Here is a 24,021-nt window from a genome sequence, read left to right as displayed (position 1 = left end):
GTACCGAGGCAAGGAGAACGGCCGTGTCGCACAGCACGGTGCCCCGGAGCGGGACCGAGGCCAGCACAGCGGAGAAGACCGGCGACCAGACACCGGTGGCGTCCGGCGGCGCCACCGGCCCCCGGCGCGATCGACCACAGGGAAAGCTCAGCCTGCGGCTCAGGTTCCGACGCGACCGCGTCCTGCTCCTGATGTCCCTGCCGGCCGTCCTGCTGGTCCTGCTCTTCAACTACGTGCCGATCCTCGGCAACGTCGTGGCCTTCCAGGAGTACGACCCCTACATCAGCGAGAACGGGGTCGTCTCCATCCTGCACAGCCCCTGGGTGGGACTGGAGAACTTCCAGCGGATCTTCGAGGACTCCGCCTTCTGGGACGCGCTGCGCAACACGCTGGTGCTGTTCGTCCTCCAGCTGGTGCTGTACTTCCCGATCCCGATCCTCCTCGCGCTGCTCATCAACAGCGTGGTCAGGCCGCGGGTGCGGGCGATCTCGCAGGCGATCCTCTACCTGCCGCACTTCTTCTCGTGGGTGCTCGTCATCGCCGTCTTCCAGCAGCTGTTCGGCGGCGCCGGCCTGCTCTCCCAGCTGCTGCGCCAGCACGGCTACGACGGCCTGGCCATCATGACCGACCCCGAGACCTTCAAGTTCCTGGTCACCGCGCAGAGCGTGTGGAAGGACGCCGGCTGGGGGATCATCGTCTTCCTCGCCGCGCTGGCCTCGGTCCCCCCGGACCTGTACGAGGCCGCCGCGATGGACGGCGCGAACCGCTGGCGCCGCATGTGGCACGTCACCCTGCCCGCGCTGCGCCCGGTGATCGCCCTGCTGCTGGTGCTGCGCGTCGGTGACGCCCTCACCGTCGGCTTCGAACAGATCCTCCTCCAGCGTGACTCCGTCGGACCGGGCGCGGCGGAGGTCCTCGACACCTTCGTGTGGTGGAACGGCGTGCGCAACCAGGACTTCGGCTACGCGGCCGCGGCCGGGCTGATCAAGGGTGTGGTGAGTCTCGGACTGGTCCTCGCCGCGAACAAGGTGGCCCATCTGATGGGCGAACAGGGGGTGTACAAGAAGTGAGTGCCGTGATCGACAAGCCGCTGGACAAGCCGGCGGGCCGGCCCGGACCCTGGGCCGCGCCGCCGCGGCCGGTGTGGGAGGAGAAGCCCACGACCGTGGGCCTGGCGGGCAAGGGACTGGTCCTGGGGCTGGCCTGCTTCGCCATCCTCTTCCCGCTGTGGATCGTCGTGGTCACCAGCCTCTCCTCCCGCCGGACGATCGACGAGGCGGGCGGCCTGGTGATGATCCCCAAGGGCATCACCTTCGTCGCCTACCAGGAGCTGCTCAGCGGCGGCCAGGTGACCCGCGCGACCGTGGTCAGCGTGCTGATCACGGTCGTCGGTACGGCGTTCTCGATGACGGTGTCCGTGCTGTGCGCGTACGGGCTCTCCCGCACGGGCTCGCTCGGCCACCGCTGGCTGCTGATGATCCTGCTGGCGACGATGTTCTTCAGCGCCGGCCTGATCCCCACCTACCTCCTGGTGCAGTCGCTGGGCCTGACCGACACCTACCTCGCGCTGATCCTGCCGAGCGCGATCAGCGTCTTCAACATCCTCGTCCTGCGCGGGTTCTTCATGGGCATCTCGCAGGAACTGATCGACAGCGCGCGGATCGACGGGGCGGGGGACGTCCGGATCCTGTGGCAGATCGTGATGCCGCTGTCCCGGGCGGTCCTCGCGGTCATCACCCTCTTCTACGCCGTTGGCTACTGGAGCGCCTGGTTCAACGCCTCGCTCTACCTCAACGACCAGGACATGATGCCGTTGCAGAACGTCATGATCCAGCTCGTGCAGAAGCAGGAGGCCCCGGTCGGCCTGGGCCAGGCCATCAAGACTGGTGAGCTGTCCGGGCTGGCCGTGCAGATGGCCGTCATGGTGATGGCGCTGCTGCCGGTGGCGGTGCTGTCGCCGTTCGTGCAGAAGCACTTCAAGAAGGGGATGCTGACGGGCGCGGTGAAGGGCTGACGCCCGGTGCCGAGGGGGTGCGGGTCGTCGTACGGCTGCGGGCCGTCGGCGGCCGGTCGCGCAGTTCCCCGCGCCCCCAGGGGGTGCACTCACGCTCCCCTGCAACTGCAACTGCAACTGCAACTGCAGCCGCCCCGCCGCGGGCAGTCGTGCCTCCCCCAGTGCCTCAAGGGCCTGGGGGGACCCCCAGGCGGCACGGGTGGGCGATGGGGGTCCCCCCGCTCGAGCGAAGCCGAGAGTGGGGGAGGCACCCCGTCAGCGCAGGGCCGCGCACCCCCCCGGCACCAGCACCCCGCACCCGACAACCCACGTCCACGACCCCTGCGAGGTAACCCCCATGCTCAGCCGCCGCACCGTCCTCGCCGGCACGGCAGCCGCCGCCGCGCTCACCACGCTCCCGGTGGGGCAGGGGCGTGCCCACGCGGCCGGGAGCGCCGTGCCCTACCGCTGGCGCAACGCCGTCATCGGCGGCACCGGCTTCATCACCGGCGTCCTCTTCCACCCGGCCGTCGAGGGCCTCGCCTACGCCCGCACCGACATCGGCGGCGCCTACCGCTGGGACGACCGCACGGCCCGCTGGACCCCGCTGACCGACCACCTCGGCTGGGACGACTGGAACCTCCTCGGCGTCGAGGCCCTCGCCGTCGACCCGGCGCACCCCGACCGCCTCTACCTCGCCGTCGGCACCTACGCCCAGTCCTGGGCCGGCAACGGCGCGGTCCTGCGGTCGGAGGACCGGGGCGCCACCTGGACCCGCACCGACCTCACCGTGAAGCTCGGCGCCAACGAGGACGGCCGGGGCTGCGGCGAACGCCTGCTCGTCGACCCGCGCGACAGCGACACCCTGTGGCTGGGCACCCGGCACGACGGGCTCCTCCGGTCGACGGACCGGGGCGCGACGTGGGCCGCCGTCCCCGGCTTCCCCGCCGGCGCGAGCGCCGGCGGCCAGGGCGTCACCCTCCTCGTCGCCGGGGGCCGTGCCGTCTACGCCGGCTGGGGCGACGGGGACGGCACCTCCGCGAACCTCTTCCGGACCACGGACGGCACCACCTGGGAGGCCGTCCCCGGGCAGCCCGCCGGCACCGCCGCCAAGGTCCCGGTCCGCGCCGCGTACGAACGGCACACCGGCGCGCTGTACGTGACGTACGCCGACGCGCCCGGCCCCAACGGCCAGTCCGACGGCAGCGTGCACAAGCTGGCCACGGCCACCGGCACCTGGACCGAGGTCACGCCCGTCGAGCCCGGCGGGACCGACTCCTTCGGCTACGGCGGCGTCGCCGTCGACGCCCGCCGCCCCGGCACCGTCGTCGTCTCCACCAACAACCGCTGGGCGGCGGTCGACACCCTGTACCGCAGCACCGACGGCGGCCGCACCTGGACGTCCCTGAAGGACACCGCCGTCCTCGACGTGTCGGAGACCCCCTACCTGGAGTGGGGCGAGGACCGGCCGAAGTTCGGCTGGTGGATCCAGGCCCTCGCCGTCGACCCGTACGACTCCCGGCACCTCGTGTACGGCACCGGCGCCACCCTCTACGGCACCCGTGACCTGACGCACTGGGCCCCGCAGATCCGCGGCCTGGAGGAGACGTCCGTGGTCCAGCTGGTGTCGCCCCCGGCCGGGGAGGCACACCTGATCAGCGGCTCACGGGACATCGGCGTCCTGTACCACGAGCGGCTCACCGCGTCCCCGTCGCGCGGCATGGCCACGAACCCCGTGTCCGGGTCGGCGACGGGACTCGCGCAGGCCGCGGCCAGACCGTCGTACGTCGTCCGCGCCGGCTGGGGCGACCACGGCAACGGCGCCTTCTCGAACGACGGCGGCCGGACCTGGGCGCCCTTCGCCACGCAGCCCGCCCTGGCCAAGGACGCTCCGGGGCCGATCGCCACCAACGCCGACGGCAGCGCGCTGCTGTGGTCCTTCGTGCACTGGGACGGCACGAAGTACGCCGCCCACCGCTCCACGGACAGCGGCACGACCTGGTCCGAGGTGTCCTCCTTCCCCAAGGGCGCCACGCCGGTCGCCGACCCGGCCGACCCGGCGCTGTTCTACGCGTACGACACCGACACCGGAACACTCCTCGCCAGCACGGACAGCGGCGCTTCCTTCACGGCGCGGGCGACCGGTCTGCCGTCCGGCGACAGCCAGTTCAAGCTGGTCGCGGCCCCGGGCCGGTCCGGTGACCTGTGGCTGAGCACCAAGTGGAACGGCCTGTACCGGTCCACCGACGGCGGTGTCACCTTCTCGAAGGTCGACAGCTGTCGGGCCTCCTACACCCTCGGCTTCGGCAAGGCCGCCGACGGCGCCGCGTACCCGGCGCTCTACCAGGTCGGCTCGACGGATACCGTCACCGCCGTCTACCGTTCCGACGACGCGGCGGAGAGCTGGGTGCGCATCAACGACGACGCCCACCAGTGGGGCTGGACCGGCGAGACGATCACCGGCGACCCGCGCGTGTACGGCCGGGTCTACCTGGCCACCAACGGGCGCGGCATCCAGTACGGGGAGCCCGTGCGATGACATCCGAGAACAGGCCGACGCTGCACGACGCCACCCGGGGCCGTGTCCTCTTCGGCGGCGACTACAACCCCGAGCAGTGGCCGGAGGAGACCTGGCACGAGGACGTCCGCCTGATGCGGGACGCCTCCGTCACCTCCGTCACCCTCGGCGTCTTCTCCTGGGCGAAGCTGGAACCGACGCCCGGGGCGCGCGAGTTCGGCTGGCTGGACCGGCTGATGGACCTGATGCACGACAACGGCATCGGCGTCGTCCTCGCCACCCCCACCTCCTCCCCGCCCCCCTGGCTGGGCCGGCTCCACCCCGACACCCTGCCCCGCACCGAGGACGGCCGCACCGAGTGGTGGGGCGGCCGCCAGCACTTCTCGCACTCCAGCGCCACCTACCGCCGGTACGCCGCCGCCATCACCGAGGACCTGGCCGCCCGCTACGGCACCCACCCCGCCCTCACCCTGTGGCACATCAACAACGAGTACTGCACCTACGACTACGGCGACGAGGCCGCCGCCGCCTTCCGCCGCTGGCTGCGCGACAGGTACGGCACCCTCGACGCCCTCAACACCGCCTGGGGCACCGCCTTCTGGAGCCAGGGCTACGACACCTGGGACGGCGTCCTGCCCCCGCGCACCCCGCACTACCTGAGCAACCCCACCCAGGTGCTGGACTTCCGGCGCTTCACCTCCGACATGCTGCTGGAGTGCTACACCGCCGAACGCGACATCGTGGCCCGGCACACCCCGCACATCCCGGTCACCACCAACTTCATGCCGCTGTTCTTCGGCGTCGACGCCTGGCGCTGGGCCGAGGAGGAGGACGTCGTCTCCGTCGACCTCTACCCCGACCCGCGCGACCCGCTCGGCCCGCAGCACGGCGCCCTCGTCCAGGACCTCACCCGCTCGCAGGCCCGCGGGCCCTGGATGCTGATGGAACAGGCGGCCGGAGCGGTCGACTGGCGCGGCGTCAACCACCCCAAGCCGCGCGGCATGAACCGTCTGTGGTCCCTCCAGGCCGTCGCCCGCGGTGCCGACGCCGTCTGCTACTTCCAGTGGCGCCAGTCCCGCCAGGGAGCGGAGAAGTTCCACTCCGGGATGGTCGGCCACGCGGGGGAGCGGGGCCGTACCTACCAGGAGACCAGGCAGCTCGGCGCCGACCTCGCGCGGATCGGCCCCGAGGCGGCGGGCGGCGGCGTCCGCGCGGACATCGCCGTGCTGCACGACTGGCACGCCTGGTGGGCGGGCTCCCAGCCCGGCCGCCTCTCCGACCGCGTGGACCACCCGGTCGTCCTGCACGCCTGGCACCGCGCCCTGTGGGAGGCGGACCTCACCACCGACTTCGCCCACCCCGAACACGACCTCAGCGGATACCGGCTGGTCGTCGTCCCGCAGCTCTACCTCCTCACCGACGCCGCGATCGACAACCTCCTCGCCTACGTCCGGGGCGGCGGCACCCTCGTCAGCGGCTTCCTGACCGGCGTCGCCGACGAGGACGACCGGGTCCGCACCGGCGGCATGGACGCCCGGCTGCGCGAGCTGTTCGGCATCCGCACCCTGCACGAGTGGTGGCCGCTGGAGCAGGGGGAGACCGTCGCCTGCGACGGCTTCGCCGGCACCCTGTGGTCGGAGGAGATCGAGGCCGACGAGGACACCGCCGACGAGACGATCCCCTACAAGGGCGGCGAACTCGACGGACTGCCGGCCGTCCTGCGCGCCGGCCGGGCCTGGTACGTCTCCACGCTGCCGGAGCCGGACGCCCTGCGCGCCCTGCTCGCCCGGATCGCCGCCGGGGCCGGCGTCCGCCCCGTGCTCGACGGCCTCCCGGCGGACGTCGAGGCCGTACGCCGCGGTGAGCTGCTGTTCCTGCTGCACCACGGATGCGAGCCGGTCACGGTCGAGGTGCCCGGCACCCACACCGACCTCCTCACCGGCGCCACGGTCACCGGCACCCTCACCCTCGGCCGCTACGGAGCGGCGGTGCTGCGCCCATGAGTCCCACGAGTCCCACGAGACCCACGAGTCCCACGAGACCGACGAGACCGACGAGACCGACGGGATCCACGACACCCATGAACTCGGTGACGCCCCGGGACCACCCCCTTCCCGGCCCGCCCGGCCCCGTCCACGGAACCTGGGAGCCCCGCCCCGCCGCCCGCTGGGAGGACGGCTTCCTCAGCGGCAACGGCCGACACGGCGCCCTTGTGTTCGGTGACCCGGACGACGACCGTGTCGTCGTCACGCACCACACCCTGGTCCGTCCCAACGGCGGTGAACACGCCAGGCCCCCGGAGCTCGCCGCCGGCCTGCGCGCCCTCCAGGACCGGCTGCTCGCCGGAGACCTCACGGCCGCCGAGGGCTTCACGGACGGCCGGCCGCTCCAGTGGGTGCAGCCCTTCCACCCCGCCTTCCAGACCCGCCTGCGCCGCCCGCCCGCGGACCGGACCGGATACCGCCGTGCCGTCGACTTCGCCACCGGCGAGACCACCGCCGAGTACACCGCCGGCCACGGCGACCGGACCAGCCGCGTCTTCGTCTCCCGCGCGGACGACGTGATCGTCCAGTACGTCACCGGCCGCGACCTCACCCTCGACCTCACCCTGGACCACCGGCTCCCCGGCGCACCGGCCGGACTGGCCGTCGGCCACGGCACCCTCCTCACCCCCGAGGGCGCCGTGCTCACCCTGCGGGCCCGCTACCCGGACAGCGACCGCGCGTACACCGGCGTCACCGTCCTCGCGGTCACCGGCGGCCGGGTGTCCCTCGCCGCGCCGGGCGCCCGCGTCGAGGGCGCCGACGCCGTCCTCCTCCTCACCCGGGTCCACCGCCACACCGGCGAGGCCGACGTCACCGAGGAGACCCGCGCCCTGCGCGCCCTCCTCGCGCAGCGCTCGTACGAGGACCTGCTCGACCGCCACACCGCACAGCACCGCACCGCCTACGAACGGGTCACGCTCGACCTCGGCGGCGACGCCGCGGAACGTGCCCTGCCCGGCTCGGAGCTGCTGGAACGGCCGCCCGGAGCGGCCCTGCTGGAGCGGCTCTTCGCGGCCGGCCGCTACCACCTGCTCAGCGCCAGCGGTCTGTTCCCGCCCCGGCTCACCGGCCTGTGGACGGGCGACTGGGACACCGCCTGGGCGGGCGCGTTCACCACGGACGCCAACGTCAACCTCCAGACGGCGTCCGCGGCCGCCGCCGCCCTGCCCGAGGTGACCGAGGCGCTCGCCTCCCTGATCCACGGCCAGCTCCCGGACTGGCGGGAGAACGCCCGCGCCATCTTCGGCGCCCGGGGCGTCGTCGCCCCGCCGCACACCGACGGCGAGTCCGGGCTGACGTACCACTTCAGCCGCGAGTACCCGCTGCACCTGTGGACCGCCGGCGCCGACTGGCTGCTGGGGCCGCTCGTCGACCACGACGACACCCGCGGCGAGCGCGATCCGCGCACCGCCGCCGCGCTCGCCGAGGTCGCCGCCTTCTACGAGGACTTCCTCACCCGCACCGACGAGCACGGACGGCTCGTCGTCGTCCCCTCCTACTCGCCGGAGAACCGGCCCACGGGCGGCAGTTGGGGCGCCCTCAACGCGGCCATGGACCTCTCCGCGGCCCGCCACGCGCTGCTCACCGCCGCCGCCTACCACCCGGCCGACGCCGCCCGGCTGCGCGCCCTCGCCGACCGCCTCCCCGCGCACCGCACCAACGCCGACGGCGCCCTCGCCGAATGGGCCTGGCCCGGCCTCGACGACACCTACGACCACCGCCACCTCAGCCACCTCTACGCCGTCTGGCCCCTCGACGAGATCAATCCCTACGACACCCCGGACCTCGCGGCCGCCGCCCACCGCGCCCTCGCACTGCGCGGCGCCGAGAACGACTCGGCCCACGGCCACCTCCACCACGCCCTCGTCGCGGCCCGGCTGCGCGACGGCGAACGGGCCGCGCACGCCCTCGGCCAGGTCCTCGACGGCGACTTCTTCCACGCCTCGCTGATGAGCGCGCACTACCCGCACCGGGACGTCTACAACGCGGACGCCGCGCACACCCTGCCCGGCGTGCTGATCGAGATGCTCGTGCAGTCCACCCCGGACCGCCTGGTCCTGCTGCCCGCGCTGCCGGCGGCGTACCGGCAGGGGCGGCTGCGGGGCGTGCGCACCCGGTTCGGAGCCGAGATCGACCTGACCTGGAATCCCGACGGCGCCACCGCGGTGATCCGCCCCACGCGCAGCCACCGCGTCGACGTCCGGACTTCCTCCGGCGCACAGCCGCTCGACCTCGTCGCCGGAGAAGACCACGTCCTCCGTCTGGAGGCGTGGTAACTCCCCGCACCTCCCCCCACCCATGGAAGGGACACCATGGCAACACGCACCCTGAGCAGGCTCGCCAAGGTCCTGCTGGCCCCCGCCCTGGCGCTCGGCGCCACGGTCGGCCTCGCCTCCGCCCCCGCCTCCGCCGCGGTCTGGAGCACCTGCGACCAGTGGGGCAACACCACCCTGAACGGCTACACGCTCTACAACAACATCTGGGGCTCCGGCGCCGGCAGCCAGTGCACCTGGGCCAACTCCGGCACCAACTGGGGCGTCTGGGCCGACCACCCCAACACCGGCGGCATCAAGTCCTACCCCAACGCCAAGAAGGTGATCAACAAGTCGATCACCTCGATCGCCTCGCTCACCAGCAGCTACAACGTCACGGTCCCGTCCTCGGGCGCGTACAACACGTCGTACGACATCTGGGACACGGACTACGACTACGAGATCATGCTCTGGGTCAACTACAACGGCGCGGTCGGACCGCTCGGCACCTCGCAGGGCAACGTCACCCTCGGCGGCCACACCTGGACCGTCTACAAGGGCAACAACGGCGCCAACGAGGTCTACTCGTTCCTGCGCACCTCCGACTCCAGCTCCGGCACGGTGAACATCCTGCCGATCCTGACGTGGATCAAGGACACCAAGGGCTGGTTCGGCAACGAGACCATCGGTGACGTGCAGTTCGGCTACGAGATCACCTCGTCGGCCGGCGGCCTGGACTTCGTCACCAACAACCTGACGGTCAGCAGCAGCTGACCGGGTGAACGTGCGGTGCGGCCGGTTCCTCCCCCAAGGGACCGGCCGCACCTTTTCCTCACCGACGCGGCTGCTCCGCTACGGGCAGCCGCGCCCCGTCCCGCAGGAACAGCGGGATCCGGTCCAGCGGGGCGTCGACCGTCACCGCCGCACCGCCCTCGTACGTCTCACCCGTCCACGCGTCCGTCCACCACGCGCCCGCCGGCAGGTACGCCGTGCGGTCCGTGGCGCCCGCCGCCAGCACCGGGGCGACCAGCAGGTCCCGGCCGAAGAGGTAGGCGTCGTCCACCGCCCAGGCCGCCGGGTCGTCGGGGAACTCCAGGAACAGCGGCCGCATCACCGGCAGGCCCTCCTCGTGCGCCTCCCGCATGACGTCCAGCACGTACGGCTTCAGCCGCTCCCGCAGCCGCAGGTAGCGCTCCAGGATCGCGCCGGCCTCCTCGCCGTAGGACCACACCTCGTTGGGGCCGCCGGTCATCTGCGGGCCCAGCGGCATGCCCGGGTCGCGGAAGCCGTGCAGACGCATCAGCGGCGACAGCGCGCCGAACTGGAACCAGCGGACCATCACCTCGCGGTAGTCCGGGTCGTCCGGGTCGCCGCCGTGGAAGCCGCCGATGTCGGTGTTCCACCACGGGATGCCCGACAGCGCGGTGTTGAGACCGGCCGCGATCTGGCGGCGCAGGGTCGCGAAGTCGGTGCCGATGTCACCGGACCACAGGGCGGCGCCGTAACGCTGGCTGCCCGCCCACGCCGACCGGTTGAGGGTGATGATCTCCTCCTCGCCGGACGCGCGCAGACCCTCGTAGAAAGTGCGGGAGTTGTCGGCCGGGTAGAGGTTGCCGACCTCCAGGCCCGGACCCGCCCAGTAGCGCAGGTTCTCCTGGAAGCCCGGCTTCAGCTCGGGCTCGCAGGCGTCCAGCCAGAACGCCTTGATGCCGTAGGGGGCCAGGTAGTTGTCGCGGACGCGCGACCACACGAAATCACGGGCCTCGGGGTTGGTGGCGTCGTAGAAGGCCACCTGGACCGTCGACGCGACCTCCTTGTCCGGCCAGTCGGCGTGCGCCAGCGGACCGTACTGGGTGCCGATGAAGTAGCCGCGCTGCTCCATCACCGGGTGGTTCTCGCTCAGCGGCGACACCGACGGCCAGACGCTCACCACCAGCTTCACGCCCAGCTCGTCCAGCTCGCGGACCATCGCGGCCGGGTCCGGCCACTCCTTCGGGTCGAACTTCCACTCGCCCAGGTGCGTCCAGTGGAAGAAGTCGCAGACGATCACGGAGAGCGGCAGCCCCCGCCGCTTGTACTCCCGTGCCACGGCGAGGAGTTCGTCCTGCGTGCGGTAGCGCAGCTTGCACTGCCAGAAGCCCGCCGCCCACTCCGGCAGCATCGGCGTACGGCCGGTCACCGCGCTGTAGCGGCGCTGCGCCTCGGCCGGGGCGCCCGCCGTGAACCAGTAGTCGATCTGACGAGCCGAGTCCGCCACCCAGCGCGTGCCGTTGCCGGCCAGCTCCACCCGGCCGATCGCCGGGTTGTTCCACAGCAGGGTGTAGCCGCGGCTGGAGGTGAGCACCGGGATGCCGACCTCGGCGTTGCGCTGGATCAGGTCGAGGACCAGCCCCTTCTGGTCCAGCCGCCCGTGCTGGTGCTGGCCCAGGCCGTACAGCTTCTCGTCGTCGTAGGCGGCGAACCGCTGCTCCAGCCGGTGGTGGCCGTTGCCGACCGCCGTGTACAGGCGCGGGCCGGGCCACCAGAAGTGGGCGCGCTCCTCGGCGAGCAGCTCACCGAGGTCGTCCGTGCGCAGGAAGCGGACCGTGCCCTCGGCGTCCACCTCGACGGTGAGCGCCCCGACGGTCAGTTGTCCCCGGCCGTCCTCGATCTTGACGGTGGCGGTGGCCGGCGGGGCGTCCGCGAGCAGCGCCCCCGGCAGACCGTCGAGGACGGGACCGCCGAGCCGCGCCCGGACCCGGACCGCGTCCGGGCCCCACGGTTCGATGCGCAGGGTCTCCTGACGGCCGCTCCACTCCAGGGCGCCGTCCCGCTCACGGAAGGTGCCGACGGTGGGGGAGGACTGCGCGAGGCTCACGGTGCTGGGAACGGTCTGGTTTTCGGCAGGCTGATTCACGTGGGGGCTCCCTGGCTCCTGGAGGAGTGCAGACAAGGGCCGCCCCGCGCCGGAGCGGGGGCAGTGCGGGTGAAGGGGTTCGTCAGGAGACGGCCGGCGCCGGGCCGGTGCTCGCCCGGACCGTCAACGCGGGTGCCAGCAGCACCACGTCGTCCTCGCCCCGGCCGTCGAGCTTGGCGACGAGGTGTTCCACGGCGTGCCGTCCCATGTCGGGCGCGGGGATGGCGACCGACGTCAGCCGCACCGAGGCCTGGACGGCGACCTGCTCGGGGCAGATCGCGACCACCGACACGTCCTCGGGCACGGCCCGGCCCTGCTGGCGCAGCAGCGCGAGCAGCGGCTCGACCGCCGACTCGTTCTGGACGACGAAGCCGGTGGTGCCGGGGCGTTCGTCGAGGATCCGGGCGAGGGTCACGGCCATCGCGTCGTACCCGCCCTCGCAGGGCCGGTGCAGCAGCCGCAGCCCCAGCTCCCGGGCACGGGACCGCAGTCCGTCGAGGGTGCGCTCGGCGAAGCCGGTGTGCCGCTCGTAGACCGCGGGCGCCTCGCCGATGACGGCGATGTCCCGGTGGCCGAGCGTCGCCAGGTGCTCCACGCTCAGCGCGCCCGTCGCGCTCCAGTCCAGATCGACGCAGGTCAGTCCGGTGGTGTCGGCGGGCAGTCCGATCAGGACGGACGGCTGGTCGGTGCCCCGCAGCAGTGGCAGCCGCTCGTCGTCGAGCTGGACGTCCATCAGGATCATCGCGTCGGCGAGCCCGCTGCCGGTGACCCGGCGGACGGCGTCGGGGCCCTCCTCGCCGGTCAGCAGCAGGACGTCGTAGCCGTGCGTGCGGGCCGTGGTGGCGACCGCGATGGCGATCTCCATCATCACCGGCACGTACATGTCGGTGCGCAGCGGGATCATCAGCGCGATGATGTTGGACCTGTTGCTGGCCAGGGCGCGGGCGCCCGCGTTGGGGTGGTAGCCGAGGACGCGGATGCTCTGCTCGACCCGCTGCCGGGTGGTCGCGGAGATGGACCGCTTGCCGCTGAGGACATAGCTCACCGTGCTCGCCGAGACTCCGGCGTGCTGGGCGACCTCGGCGAGGGTGACCATCCAGCTCTCCAAGCTTTGTGAAGCGCTTCGACAGTGCGCATTGCGAACAGGGGCGGGTGAGGGTGGTTCGACAGTAGCTTTAGCGGGGGTGGGTGTCCATAGGTTGTCGAAGCGCTTCGACAGCAATCTCCGAGGGCGGCGATCCGGGCGGCGATCCGGGCGGTGACCCGGGCGGTGACCCGGGCGGGGGCCGGGCGGGGGCCGGGCGGCGGCCGACGGCTCCGCGGCCCGGCCGGGGGCGGGGGAGCAGGCCGTCCGGAGGCGCCGGAACGGGCCGTCCGGAGGCGCCGGAACGGGCCGTCCGGAGGCGCCGGAACGGGCCGTCCGGAGGCCGGGGAACGGATTGTCCGGAGGTGGGGGAGCGGACCGTTCCGGTGGCGAAGCGGACTCCCGTCGACTGCCCGGCGGACCGCCCGCCGACCGCCCCGCGGACCGCCCGCCGACGGGGGAGCGCGCTCCCCCGAACGGCCCCCGGGAAGGCTGCCCCGGGCGACACCCGCGCACCCGTCCGCCGGGACGCGAAGTCCCTGCAAGGAGCCGCCCGCGAAGCCGGGCCCCGGGCGGTCGCCGGCGCTCGGACGGCGCGCGAGGGGTGGTGGGGTTGCCCCGGATCGGGTACCAACGATCGAGTAGCACCCGTCGGTAACCAAAAAGATCCCTGATCCCGATTCGCGGCGAGGTGAGCCTCATGTCCGCACCACCCTCCACCCCCTCCCCGTCTCCGTCCCGGCCCACCGTCACCGAACGTGAGGCCCGCCAGGTGGCGGAGGCCGCGCGGGAACAGCACTGGCGCAAGCCCAGCTTCGCCAAGGAACTGTTCCTCGGCCGCTTCCGGCTCGACCTCATCCACCCCCACCCCCTGCCGGCCGACGAGGCCACCCGGCGCGGTGAGGCCTTCCTCGCCAAGCTGCGGGACTTCTGCGAGACGCAGGTCGACTCGGCCCGCATCGAACGCGAGGCCCGCATACCCGACGAGACCGTCAACGGCCTCAAGGAGCTCGGCGCCCTCGGCATGAAGATCGAGCCCAAGTACGGCGGCCTCGGCCTGACGCAGGTCTACTACAACAAGGCCCTCGCCCTGGTCGGCTCCGCGAACCCGGCGCTCGGCGCGCTGCTCTCCGCCCACCAGTCGATCGGCGTACCGCAGCCGCTGAAGATGTTCGGCACCCAGGAGCAGAAGGACCTCTTCCTGCCGCGCTGCGCCCGCACCGACATCTCGGCCTTCCTGCTGACCGAGCCCGACGTCGGCTCCGACCCCGCCCGCCTCGCCACCACCGCCGTCCCGGACGGCGACCACTACGTCCTCGACGGGGTCAAGCTGTGGACGACCAACGGCGTCGTCGCCGACCTCCTGGTCGTCATGGCCCGGGTGCCGAAGTCCGAGGGCCACCGGGGCGGCATCACCGCCTTCGTCGTCGAGACCGCCTCCGAGGGGGTCACCGTCGAGCACCGCAACGCCTTCATGGGCCTGCGCGGCCTGGAGAACGGCGTCACCCGCTTCCACCGGGTCCGAGTCCCCGCCGCCCACCGCATCGGCCCCGAGGGCGCCGGGCTGAAGATCGCCCTGACAACGCTCAACACCGGCCGGCTCTCGCTGCCCGCGATGTGCGTCGGCGCCGGGAAGTGGTCCCTGAAGATCGCCCGCGAGTGGTCGGCCGTCCGCGAGCAGTGGGGCAAGCCGGTCGCCCTCCACGAGGCCGTCGGCTCCAAGATCAGCTTCATCGCGGCCACCACCTTCGCCCTGGAGGCCGTCGTCGACCTCTCCTCCCAGATGGCCGACGAGGACCGCAACGACATCCGCATCGAGGCCGCCCTCGCCAAGCTCTACGGCTCCGAGATGGCCTGTCTGATCGCCGACGAGCTGGTCCAGATCCGCGGCGGCCGCGGCTTCGAGACCGCCGAGTCCCTCGCCGCCCGCGGCGAGCGCGCGGTCCCCGCCGAGCAGCTCCTGCGCGACCTGCGCATCAACCGCATCTTCGAGGGCTCCACGGAGATCATGCACCTGCTGATCGCCCGCGAGGCCGTCGACGCCCACCTCTCCGTCGCCAGCGACCTCATCGACCCCGCCAAGTCCCTCCCCGACAAGGCCAGGGCCGGCGCCAACGCGGGAGTCTTCTACGCCAAGTGGCTGCCCAGGCTGGTCGCCGGACCGGGGCAGCTGCCGACCTCGTACGCCGAGTTCAAGCACGGCGTCGACCTCTCCCCGCACCTGCGCTTCGTCGAGCGCCACGCCCGCAAGCTCGCCCGCTCCACCTTCTACGCCATGTCCCGCTGGCAGGGCCGGATGGAGACCAAGCAGGGCTTCCTGGGCCGGATCGTCGACATCGGCGCGGAGCTCTTCGCGATGAGCGCGGCCTGTGTGCGCGCCGAGCTGCTGCGCTCCCGCGGCGAGCACGGCCGCGAGGCCTACCAGCTCGCCGACGCCTTCTGCCGGCAGGCCCGGCTGCGGGTGGACGCCCTCTTCACCCGCCTGTGGGACAACACCGACGACGTGGACCGCAAGGTCGTCAAGGGCGTCCTCGCCGGGACGTACGAGTGGCTGGAGCAGGGCGTCGTCGACCCCTCGGGCGACGGCCCGTGGATCGCCGACGCGACCCCCGGCCCCAGCGCCCGGGAGAACGTCCACCGCCCGATCAGGTGACCCCACCGCACGGCCCCACGGCGCTTCCCGGACCCGTGTCCGGCGACGGACTCCCGCCCCGGGAAGCGCCCCCGGCCCCGTGCGGCCCCGCACCCTGCCCACCTCCCGCACACCTGCGCGCGTTCCGCACCCCGCACCCCGCACCCCGCATCCCTCATCCCTCACCCCTCCCCCTCCCCGCGTTCCGCACGCCCGCGTGCGCCCCACCCCACCCGGCGCCTGCACGCGCTCCACGCCGCCCCGCGCGTGCGTGTGCCCCACCCCACCCGGCGCCTGCACGCGCTCCACGCCGCCCCGCGCGTGCGTGTGCCCCACCCCACCCGGCGCCTGCACGCGCTCCACGCCGCCCCGCGCGTGCGTGTGCCCCACCCCACCCGGCGCCTGCACGCGCCCCACGCCGCCCCGCGCCTGTGTGTGCCCCGAACCGCCCCGAACCGCCCCGAACGCGGCTCGCCCGCGTTCCGTACGCCCCGCCCCGCGCCCGTGCGCGCCCTGTGCGCCGGCCGGCGCGGGCGGGCGCCGCACCTTCCGGGGGGACACCCTGTCCACCGGCACAGCCGTTCCGGCCACAATGGGGGAATGAGCGACAGTCCAGCCCCACTCGCCGACCCGCACCTCGTCTACGACCCCGTCGCGGGCGACGGCCCCAAGGACGTGGTGATCCTCGGCTCCACCGGATCGATCGGCACCCAGGCCGTCGACCTCGTGCTGCGCAACCCGCACCGCTTCCGGGTGACCGGCCTGTCCGCCAACGGCGGCCGGGTCGCGCTCCTCGCCGAGCAGGCCCGCCGACTGCGGGCACGGACCGTCGCCGTGGCCCGCGAGGACGTCGTCCCGGCCCTGCGCGAGGCGCTCACCTCGGAGTACGGCACCGGCGAGCCGTTGCCCGAGATCCTCGCCGGACCCGAGGCGGCCACGCTGCTGGCCGCCTCCGACTGCCACACCGTCCTGAACGGCATCACCGGTTCCATCGGCCTCGCCCCGACCCTCGCCGCCCTGGAGGCGGGCCGCACCCTCGCGCTCGCCAACAAGGAGTCGCTCATCGTCGGCGGCCCGCTGGTCAAGGCGCTCGCCAAGCCCGGCCAGATCATCCCGGTCGACTCCGAGCACGCGGCCCTCTTCCAGGCCCTCGCCGCCGGCACCCGCGCCGAGGTGCGCAAGCTCGTCGTCACCGCCTCCGGCGGCCCCTTCCGCGGCCGCACGAGACAAGAGCTGGCGCACGTCACCGTCGAGGACGCCCTCGCCCACCCCACCTGGGCCATGGGACCGGTGATCACGATCAACTCCGCGACCCTCGTCAACAAGGGCCTGGAGGTCATCGAGGCGCACCTGCTCTACGACATTCCCTTCGACCGCATCGAGGTCGTCGTGCACCCCCAGTCGTATGTCCACTCGATGGTGGAGTTCACGGACGGATCGACCCTGGCGCAGGCGACGCCCCCCGACATGCGGGGGCCCATCGCCATCGGCCTGGGCTGGCCCGAGCGGGTGCCCGACGCGGCGCCCGCCTTCGACTGGAGCAAGGCGTCGACGTGGGAGTTCTTCCCGCTCGACGGCGAGGCCTTCCCCTCGGTCGGGCTCGCCCGGCACGTGGGGGAGCTCGCGGGAACGGCCCCGGCGGTGTTCAATGCCGCCAACGAGGAGTGCGTGGAGGCGTTCCGCCGCGGCGCACTGCCGTTCAACGGGATCATGGAGACGGTGACACGGGTGGTCGAGGAGCACGGCACGCCGGCCACGGGAACTTCACTGACCGTGTCGGACGTCCTCGAAGCGGAGACCTGGGCACGGGCCCGGTCCCGCGAACTGACAGCACAGACGACGACCGCGGAGGCGCGTTGATGACGTCCCTGATGATGATCCTCGGCATAGTCGTCTTCGCGGTCGGCCTGCTGTTCTCGATCGCCTGGCACGAGCTGGGGCATCTGTCCACGGCCAAGCTCTTCGGCATCCGCGTGCCGCAGTACATGGTCGGCTTCGGCCCGACCCTGTTCTCGCGCCGCAAGGGCGAGACCGAGTACGGCGTCAAGGCCGTCCCCTTCGGCGGCTACATCCGCATGATCGGCATGTTCCCGCCCGGCGACGACGGCCGGATCACCGCCCGCTCCACCTCCCCCTGGCGCGGCATGATCGAGGACGCCCGCTCCGCCGCGTTCGAGGAGCTCCGGCCGGGCGACGAGAACCGCCTCTTCTACACGCGCAAGCCGTGGAAGCGGGTCATCGTGATGTTCGCGGGCCCGTTCATGAACCTGGTCCTCGCGGTGGGACTGTTCCTCACCGTCCTGATGGGCTTCGGCATCTCCCAGCAGACCACCACCGTCAGCTCCGTCTCCCAGTGCGTCATCAAGCAGAGCGAGAACCGCGACGACTGCACCGCGAAGGACCCCGCGTCCCCGGCCGCGGCCGCGGGCCTGAAGGCCGGTGACAAGATCGTCTCCTTCGACGGCGTCCGCACGGACGACTGGAACGAGCTGTCCGACCTCATCCGCGCCCACCCCGACGAGACCGTCCCCCTCGTCGTCTCACGCGACGGCAAGGACCTCACCCTCCAGGCGACGATCGCCACCAACCAGGTGGCGAAGAAGGACGCCGACGGGCAGATCGTGCAGGGCGAGTACGTCACCGCCGGCTTCCTCGGCTTCAGCGCGGCCACCGGCATCGTCCGGCAGGACTTCGGGGAGTCCCTGACCTGGATGGGCGACCGCATCGGCGAGGCCGTCGACTCCATCGCGGCCCTGCCCGGCAAGATCCCGGCCCTGTGGAACGCGGCCTTCGACGGCGCGCCCCGCGAGCCGGACTCGCCCATGGGCGTGGTCGGCGCGGCCCGCGTCGGCGGCGAGATCTTCACCCTGGACATCCCGCCCACCCAGCAGCTGGCCATGGCGTTGATGCTGGTCGCGGGCTTCAACCTGTCCCTGTTCCTGTTCAACATGCTGCCGCTGCTGCCGCTCGACGGCGGCCACATCGCGGGCGCGCTCTGGGAATCCCTGCGGCGCCACCTCGCGAAGGTGCTGCGCCGTCCGGACCCGGGCCCGTTCGACGTGGCGAAGCTGATGCCGGTGGCCTACGTGGTCGCCGGGATCTTCGTCTGCTTCACGATCCTGGTACTGATCGCGGACGTGGTTAACCCCGTCAGAATCTCCTAGCCACACACCGTTCGGGACGGGCGGGCACCCTGGGTGGTGCCCGCCCGTTCGCCGTCCCGGCGCCGGCGGTCTCCCATCGAGTGGGTTTGACCGGCGGGATGTGCTCCGGCCAGTGCCCGTGCCGTAATCTCGGAGCCCGGAGCCCGCTGCTCACGGGACCGGACCTTGATCCACGACTTGGGGTTGCACAGCAGATGACTGCGATTTCTCTCGGCATGCCGTCCGTTCCGACCAAGCTCGCCGAGCGTCGGAAGAGCCGGCAGATCCAGGTCGGCTCGGTGGCGGTCGGCGGGGACGCCCCGGTGTCCGTGCAGTCGATGACGACGACCCGTACCTCGGACATCGGTGCCACGCTCCAGCAGATCGCGGAGCTGACCGCGTCGGGCTGCCAGATCGTGCGGGTGGCGTGCCCCACGCAGGACGACGCGGACGCCCTGTCGACGATCGCCCGCAAGTCGCAGATCCCGGTCATCGCCGACATCCACTTCCAGCCGAAGTACGTCTTCGCGGCGATCGAGGCCGGCTGTGCGGCGGTGCGGGTCAACCCCGGCAACATCAAGCAGTTCGACGACAAGGTCAAGGAGATCGCGAAGGCGGCGAAGGAGCACGGCACCCCGATCCGCATCGGCGTCAACGCCGGTTCGCTGGACCGCCGTCTGCTCCAGAAGTACGGCAAGGCGACCCCGGAGGCGCTGGTGGAGTCCGCCCTGTGGGAGGCCTCCCTCTTCGAGGAGCACGACTTCCGGGACATCAAGATCTCCGTCAAGCACAACGACCCGGTCGTGATGATCGAGGCCTACCGGCAGCTCGCCGCGGCCTGCGACTACCCCCTCCACCTCGGGGTGACCGAGGCGGGCCCCGCGTTCCAGGGCACCATCAAGTCCGCGGTCGCCTTCGGCGCGCTCCTCTCCCAGGGCATCGGTGACACCATCCGCGTCTCGCTGTCCGCGCCGCCCGCCGAAGAGGTCAAGGTCGGCCTCCAGATCCTGGAGTCCCTCAACCTCAAGCAGCGCGGCCTGGAGATCGTCTCCTGCCCGTCCTGCGGCCGCGCCCAGGTCGATGTCTACAAGCTGGCCGAGGAGGTCACCGCGGGCCTGACCGGCATGGAGGTCCCGCTGCGGGTGGCCGTCATGGGCTGTGTGGTGAACGGCCCGGGCGAGGCCCGCGAGGCCGACCTCGGCGTCGCCTCCGGCAACGGCAAGGGCCAGATCTTCGTCAAGGGCGAGGTCATCAAGACCGTCCCCGAGTCCAAGATCGTCGAGACCCTCATCGAGGAGGCCATGAAGCTGGCCGAGCAGATGGAGGCGGACGGCGTCACCTCCGGCGAACCGTCGGTGTCGGTCGCGGGCTGACCGGCCGGGCCCTCACCTTCCGAGCGCAGGCCGGGCGACACAGCCCGTCGGCGTCCGAAGAGTAAGCCCTACCGTGCGAGCGCCGGTCGGGGCGACACAGCCCGTCGGCGTCCGAGGAGGAGCCCTCGCCGTCCGAGCGCCGGTCGGGCGACACAGCCCGTCGGCGTTCGAGGAGGAGCCCTCGCCGTGCGAGCGCCGGTCGGGGCCACACAGCCCGTCCGGCGTTTGAGGACGAGGCCCCTTCAGGGCCGAAGCGGGGGCCCGGGGGCGGCAGCCCCCCACACCGGGTCGGAGCCCGACGGCCCCCAGGCCCGGGCCCCGACCCGCAGGGCGCACTGCCCAGCTTCCGCAGGTACAGTGCGGAGATCAGGCAGACCCCAGTGTGAGGCCCCGCACGTGTTGACGCAGACCACCTCCCGGGTCCTCGAACCGAGCGACCTGGACGCCGCGCTCGCCGTCCTCGACCGCGAGCCGGTCGCGAACGCCTTCGTGACCTCCCGTGTCCAGGTCGCCGGCCTGGACCCGTGGCGGCTGGGCGGTGAGATGTGGGGCTGGTACGAGGACGGCATGCTGACGTCGCTGTGCTACGCCGGCGCCAACCTGGTCCCCATCTGCGCCACCCCCCGCGCCGTCCGCGCCTTCGCCGAGCGCGCCCGCCGGGCCGGCCGCCGCTGCTCCTCGGTCGTCGGCCCCGCCGAACCCACCGCCCAGCTCTGGCGGCTGCTCGAACCCCACTGGGGCCCGGCCCGCGAGGTCCGCACCCGCCAGCCCCTCATGGTCACCGACCGCATGCCCGCCGACATCGTCCCGGATCCCTACGTCCGCCGCATCCGCAAGGACGAGATGGAAACGATCATGCCGGCGTGCGTGGCCATGTTCACCGAGGAGGTCGGCGTCTCCCCGATGGCGGGCGACGGCGGACTGCTCTACCAGGCCCGGGTCGCCGAACTCGTCGGCTCAGGACGCTCGTTCGCCCGCCTCGACGACCGGGGCAGGGTCGTCTTCAAGGCGGAGATCGGCGCGGCGACCCCGCAGGCCTGCCAGATCCAGGGCGTGTGGGTGGCTCCCGAGTACCGGGGCAGAGGGCTGGCGGCCCCCGGCATGGCGGCGGTCCTGCGCTACGCCCTGGCGGACGTGGCCCCGATGGTGAGCCTGTACGTGAACGACTTCAACACGGCGGCCAGAAGGACGTACCAGCGGGTGGGGTTCCGCGAGACAGGCGCCTTCATGAGCGTGCTGTTCTGAAGGAGGCCCGGCCCCCGACGCCGGACGAGCCCGCGCCCCGCGGATCGCGGAACCTCCCCTGTAGTCTCCCGTCATGGACCTCGTCATCGGCCCCTTGGACCTCACAGCCCACGTGGACGAGGCCTTGGCCGTCCAAGCCGTCGCCTTCGGGCTGGGCCCGGACGAAGTGGCCGTCCGCCGGCAGATCGTCCTGCGTCACATGGCGTACCCCGGAGCGAGGGCCCTCGGCGCCACGGCCGGCGGCAGACTCGTGGGCTTCGTGTACGGCATGCCCAACGACCGCACCCACTGGTGGTCCACCGTCGTGGAGCCCTACCTCCGCGCCCAGGGGAACGACGCCTGGCTCGACGACTCCTTCGTCATCACGGAACTGCACGTCCACCCCGCCCACCAGAACCGCGGAGCGGGCCGCGCCCTGATCACCACCATCACCGACGGCGCCACGGAACCCCGCTCGATCCTCTCGGCGATCGACACCGACAGCCCTGCCCGGGCCCTCTACCGCTCCCTCGGCTACCAGGACCTGGCCCGCCGCGTCCTCTTCCCCAGCGCCCCCCGCCCGTACGCGGTCATGGGCGCCCCCCTCCCGCTGCGCCGCCCGCACGGCTGACGGATTTCCGGCCACCCAGGGCTCCCGGCTAACCTCCTAGCCATCACCATCTCCCACTCGCGGCACCGCCCGAGCGGGGGACCCCCATCCGGCAGGAGTACGAGAACCATGGCGAACGCACCGGTCCAGCGCATGTCCCAGTTGATGGCGAAGACCCTGCGCGACGACCCCGCCGACGCCGAGGTCCTCAGCCACAAGCTCCTCGTCCGCGCCGGCTACGTGCGCCGCACCGCCGCCGGCATCTGGACCTGGCTCCCGCTCGGCAAGAAGGTCCTCGCCAACGTGGAGCGCATCGTCCGCGAGGAGATGGACGCGATCGGCGCCCAGGAGGTGCTGCTCCCCGCCCTGCTGCCGAAGGAGCCCTACGAGGCGACCGGCCGCTGGGACGAGTACGGCCCGGAGCTGTTCCGGCTGAACGACCGCAAGGGCGGCGACTACCTCCTCGGCCCGACCCACGAGGAGATCTTCACGCTGATCGTGAAGGACCAGGCGTCCTCCTACAAGGACCTGCCGGTCATCCTGTACCAGATCCAGACCAAGTTCCGGGACGAGGCCCGCCCCCGCGCCGGCATCCTGCGCGGCCGCGAGTTCCTGATGAAGGATTCCTACTCCTTCGACACCGAGGACGAGGGCCTCGCCCAGTCCTACGCCCTGCACCGCCAGGCCTACCAGAAGGTGTTCGAGCGCCTCGGCCTCGACTACCGCATCTGCGCCGCCACCGCCGGCGCCATGGGCGGCTCCAAGTCGGAGGAGTTCCTCGCCCCGGCCGGCGCCGGCGAGGACACCTTCGCGGACTGCCCGAACTGCGACTTCGCCGCCAACACCGAGGCGATCACCTACGAGCTCAAGCCGGTCGACGCCGACGGCGTGCCCGCCCTCGAGGAGATCCCGACCCCGGACACCCCGACCATCGAGACCCTCGCCGCCTCCCTCGGCGTCCCGGCCTCCGCCACCCTGAAGAACCTCCTCGTCAAGGTCGACGGCGAGATCGTCGCCGTCGGCGTCCCCGGCGACCGCGAGGTCGACCTGGACAAGGTCGAGGCCCACTTCGCCCCGGCCACCGTCGAGTTGGTCACCGCCGAGGACTTCACGGGCCGCCCGGACCTGGTCCGCGGCTACGTCGGTCCGCAGGGCCGCCAGGAGAAGCTGACGTACATCGCCGACCCCCGCGTGGCCCCCGGCACCGCCTGGATCACCGGCGCCAACAAGGAGCACACGCACGCGAAGAACGTCGTCGCGGGCCGTGACTTCGAGGTCGACGCGTACGTCGACGTCGTGGTCGTGCAGGAGGGCGACCCCTGCCCGAACTGCGGCACCGGCCTCAAGCTGGACCGCGCCATCGAGATCGGCCACATCTTCCAGCTCGGCCGCAAGTACGCCGACGCCCTCAAGCTGGACGTCCTCGGCCAGAACGGCAAGCCGGTCCGCGTCACCATGGGCTCCTACGGCATCGGCGTCTCCCGCGCCGTCGCCGCCCTCGCCGAGCAGACCGCCGACGACAAGGGCCTGTGCTGGCCCGCCGAGGTCGCCCCGGCCGACGTGCACGTCGTCGCCGCCGGCAAGGCCCTCCAGACCGAACTCGCCCTCGACGTCTCCGAGAAGCTGCGGGCGGCCGGTCTGCGCGTCCTGGTCGACGACCGGGCCGGTGTCTCCCCGGGCGTCAAGTTCACCGACTCCGAGCTGATCGGCGTACCGAAGATCCTGGTCGCGGGCCGCCGCTCGGCCGAGGGCGTGCTGGAGCTGAAGGACCGCCGCACCGGTGAGCGCGAGGAACTGACGGTGGACGAGGCACTCGCCCGCCTCACCGCCTGACGGACGAGCCACCCGGCACGCGGGGCGCCACCACGGCACCCCGCCCCGGGTCCGGCATTGCGGCCGTCCTCGGTGCCCGGTCCGACGGGCCGGCCGCCTCCGCGCCCGTCCCCGGTCCGGCATTGCGGCCGTCCTCGGTGCCCGATCCGGCACTCCGGCTGCTTCCGCCGTCGTGCCCGGTCCGATGCGTCGGCCGCTTCCGTGCCGGCCCCGGGTCCGGCATCGCGGCCGTCCTCGTGCCCGCCCCGGTCCGGCACTCCGGCCGCTCCCGTCCTCGCGGCCACCGCGGTCCGGCGCTCCGGCTGCTCCCGTCCTCGCGGCCACCGCGGTCCGGCACTCCGGCCGCTCCCGTCCTCGCGCCCGCCCCGGTCCGGCGGCCAGGCCACTCTTGCCCCCAGGCCGGCACCCGCACTGTTCT

Annotated in this window: 15 protein-coding genes; 13 read left to right on the top strand and 2 right to left on the bottom strand. The window is 72.6% G+C overall.

Translation table 11 applies throughout. The annotated features are described in order from the left end of the window. The first annotated feature begins 23 nt into the window (after nucleotides 1–23). From ACIP67_RS14325 to ACIP67_RS14300, 6 genes are all read left to right on the top strand, one after another. A complete protein-coding gene (locus tag ACIP67_RS14325; RefSeq protein ID WP_401691689.1) occupies nucleotides 24–1,070 on the top strand; it encodes an ABC transporter permease in 1,047 nt (348 codons plus the stop codon). Next, nucleotides 1,067–2,014 carry a carbohydrate ABC transporter permease gene (locus ACIP67_RS14320; protein WP_401691687.1) on the top strand — a complete coding sequence of 316 codons (948 nt, stop codon included), beginning with the start codon at nucleotides 1,067–1,069 and terminating at the stop codon, nucleotides 2,012–2,014. Before ACIP67_RS14325 ends, ACIP67_RS14320 begins: the two co-directional genes overlap by 4 nt. Nucleotides 2,015–2,351: 337 nt before the next feature. Then, nucleotides 2,352–4,532, top strand: a complete 2,181-nt coding sequence (locus tag ACIP67_RS14315; RefSeq protein ID WP_401691685.1) for a 1,4-beta-glucanase — start codon at nucleotides 2,352–2,354, stop codon at nucleotides 4,530–4,532. Then, nucleotides 4,529–6,514 (top strand): beta-galactosidase, encoded by a 1,986-nt coding sequence (locus ACIP67_RS14310; protein WP_401691683.1) that lies wholly within the window; start codon nucleotides 4,529–4,531, stop codon nucleotides 6,512–6,514. Before ACIP67_RS14315 ends, ACIP67_RS14310 begins: the two co-directional genes overlap by 4 nt. Before the next feature lie 77 nt (nucleotides 6,515–6,591). After that, a complete protein-coding gene (locus ACIP67_RS14305) occupies nucleotides 6,592–8,832 on the top strand; it encodes a glycosyl hydrolase family 95 catalytic domain-containing protein (protein WP_401691682.1) in 2,241 nt (746 codons plus the stop codon). A gap of 36 nt (nucleotides 8,833–8,868) precedes the next feature. Beyond that, nucleotides 8,869–9,582: a hypothetical protein gene (locus ACIP67_RS14300; protein WP_401691680.1), complete on the top strand. Its 714-nt coding sequence runs from the start codon at nucleotides 8,869–8,871 to the stop codon at nucleotides 9,580–9,582. A gap of 58 nt (nucleotides 9,583–9,640) precedes the next feature. On the opposite strand, the gene ACIP67_RS14295 is transcribed toward ACIP67_RS14300, so the two are convergent. Both ACIP67_RS14295 and ACIP67_RS14290 read right to left on the bottom strand, forming a co-directional pair. Next, nucleotides 9,641–11,704, bottom strand: a complete 2,064-nt coding sequence (locus ACIP67_RS14295; protein ID WP_401691678.1) for a TIM-barrel domain-containing protein — start codon at nucleotides 11,702–11,704, stop codon at nucleotides 9,641–9,643. A gap of 82 nt (nucleotides 11,705–11,786) precedes the next feature. Next, nucleotides 11,787–12,800, bottom strand: coding sequence for a LacI family DNA-binding transcriptional regulator (locus tag ACIP67_RS14290; RefSeq protein WP_401691676.1), 1,014 nt, complete (start codon nucleotides 12,798–12,800; stop codon nucleotides 11,787–11,789). A gap of 688 nt (nucleotides 12,801–13,488) precedes the next feature. Here ACIP67_RS14290 and ACIP67_RS14285 point away from each other — a divergent pair. The 7 genes from ACIP67_RS14285 (at nucleotide 13,489) to ACIP67_RS14255 (ending at nucleotide 23,603) form a co-directional block, all read left to right on the top strand. Further along, nucleotides 13,489–15,441: an acyl-CoA dehydrogenase family protein gene (locus tag ACIP67_RS14285; protein ID WP_401691675.1), complete on the top strand. Its 1,953-nt coding sequence runs from the start codon at nucleotides 13,489–13,491 to the stop codon at nucleotides 15,439–15,441. A gap of 579 nt (nucleotides 15,442–16,020) precedes the next feature. Beyond that, the gene (gene dxr / locus ACIP67_RS14280) at nucleotides 16,021–17,280 is read left to right on the top strand and encodes a 1-deoxy-D-xylulose-5-phosphate reductoisomerase (RefSeq protein WP_401691673.1); all 1,260 of its coding nucleotides are present in this window, start codon (nucleotides 16,021–16,023) and stop codon (nucleotides 17,278–17,280) included. 11 nt (nucleotides 17,281–17,291) lie between these two features. After that, entirely contained in the window at nucleotides 17,292–18,584 is a 1,293-nt protein-coding gene (locus ACIP67_RS14275) for a M50 family metallopeptidase (protein WP_401692136.1), read from the top strand. A gap of 194 nt (nucleotides 18,585–18,778) precedes the next feature. Next, nucleotides 18,779–19,936 carry a flavodoxin-dependent (E)-4-hydroxy-3-methylbut-2-enyl-diphosphate synthase gene (gene ispG, locus ACIP67_RS14270; RefSeq protein ID WP_401691671.1) on the top strand — a complete coding sequence of 386 codons (1,158 nt, stop codon included), beginning with the start codon at nucleotides 18,779–18,781 and terminating at the stop codon, nucleotides 19,934–19,936. 396 nt (nucleotides 19,937–20,332) lie between these two features. Beyond that, a complete protein-coding gene (locus ACIP67_RS14265; RefSeq protein ID WP_401691666.1) occupies nucleotides 20,333–21,181 on the top strand; it encodes a GNAT family N-acetyltransferase in 849 nt (282 codons plus the stop codon). A gap of 73 nt (nucleotides 21,182–21,254) precedes the next feature. Continuing rightward, a complete protein-coding gene (locus ACIP67_RS14260) occupies nucleotides 21,255–21,791 on the top strand; it encodes a GNAT family N-acetyltransferase (RefSeq protein ID WP_401691664.1) in 537 nt (178 codons plus the stop codon). 108 nt (nucleotides 21,792–21,899) lie between these two features. Then, nucleotides 21,900–23,603 (top strand): proline--tRNA ligase, encoded by a 1,704-nt coding sequence (locus tag ACIP67_RS14255; RefSeq protein WP_401691662.1) that lies wholly within the window; start codon nucleotides 21,900–21,902, stop codon nucleotides 23,601–23,603. The last annotated feature ends 418 nt before the right edge of the window (nucleotides 23,604–24,021 follow it).

Source organism: Streptomyces sp. NPDC088812 (assembly GCF_044750285.1).
Taxonomy (GTDB): domain Bacteria; phylum Actinomycetota; class Actinomycetes; order Streptomycetales; family Streptomycetaceae; genus Streptomyces.
The sequence above is the reverse complement of the archived record's forward strand: the minus strand, read 5'-3'. Positions and strand labels throughout refer to the sequence as shown.

Coding starts and splice junctions, on each gene's coding strand:
- ACIP67_RS14260 (WP_401691664.1), top strand. CDS start 21,255: ATGGACCTCGTCATCGGCCCCTTGGACCTCACAGCCCACGTGGACGAG.
- ACIP67_RS14315 (WP_401691685.1), top strand. CDS start 2,352: ATGCTCAGCCGCCGCACCGTCCTCGCCGGCACGGCAGCCGCCGCCGCG.
- ACIP67_RS14285 (WP_401691675.1), top strand. CDS start 13,489: ATGTCCGCACCACCCTCCACCCCCTCCCCGTCTCCGTCCCGGCCCACC.
- ACIP67_RS14290 (WP_401691676.1), bottom strand. CDS start 12,800: ATGGTCACCCTCGCCGAGGTCGCCCAGCACGCCGGAGTCTCGGCGAGC.
- ACIP67_RS14275 (WP_401692136.1), top strand. CDS start 17,292: ATGATGATCCTCGGCATAGTCGTCTTCGCGGTCGGCCTGCTGTTCTCG.
- dxr (WP_401691673.1), top strand. CDS start 16,021: ATGAGCGACAGTCCAGCCCCACTCGCCGACCCGCACCTCGTCTACGAC.
- ACIP67_RS14305 (WP_401691682.1), top strand. CDS start 6,592: ATGAACTCGGTGACGCCCCGGGACCACCCCCTTCCCGGCCCGCCCGGC.
- ACIP67_RS14300 (WP_401691680.1), top strand. CDS start 8,869: ATGGCAACACGCACCCTGAGCAGGCTCGCCAAGGTCCTGCTGGCCCCC.
- ispG (WP_401691671.1), top strand. CDS start 18,779: ATGACTGCGATTTCTCTCGGCATGCCGTCCGTTCCGACCAAGCTCGCC.
- ACIP67_RS14310 (WP_401691683.1), top strand. CDS start 4,529: ATGACATCCGAGAACAGGCCGACGCTGCACGACGCCACCCGGGGCCGT.
- ACIP67_RS14255 (WP_401691662.1), top strand. CDS start 21,900: ATGGCGAACGCACCGGTCCAGCGCATGTCCCAGTTGATGGCGAAGACC.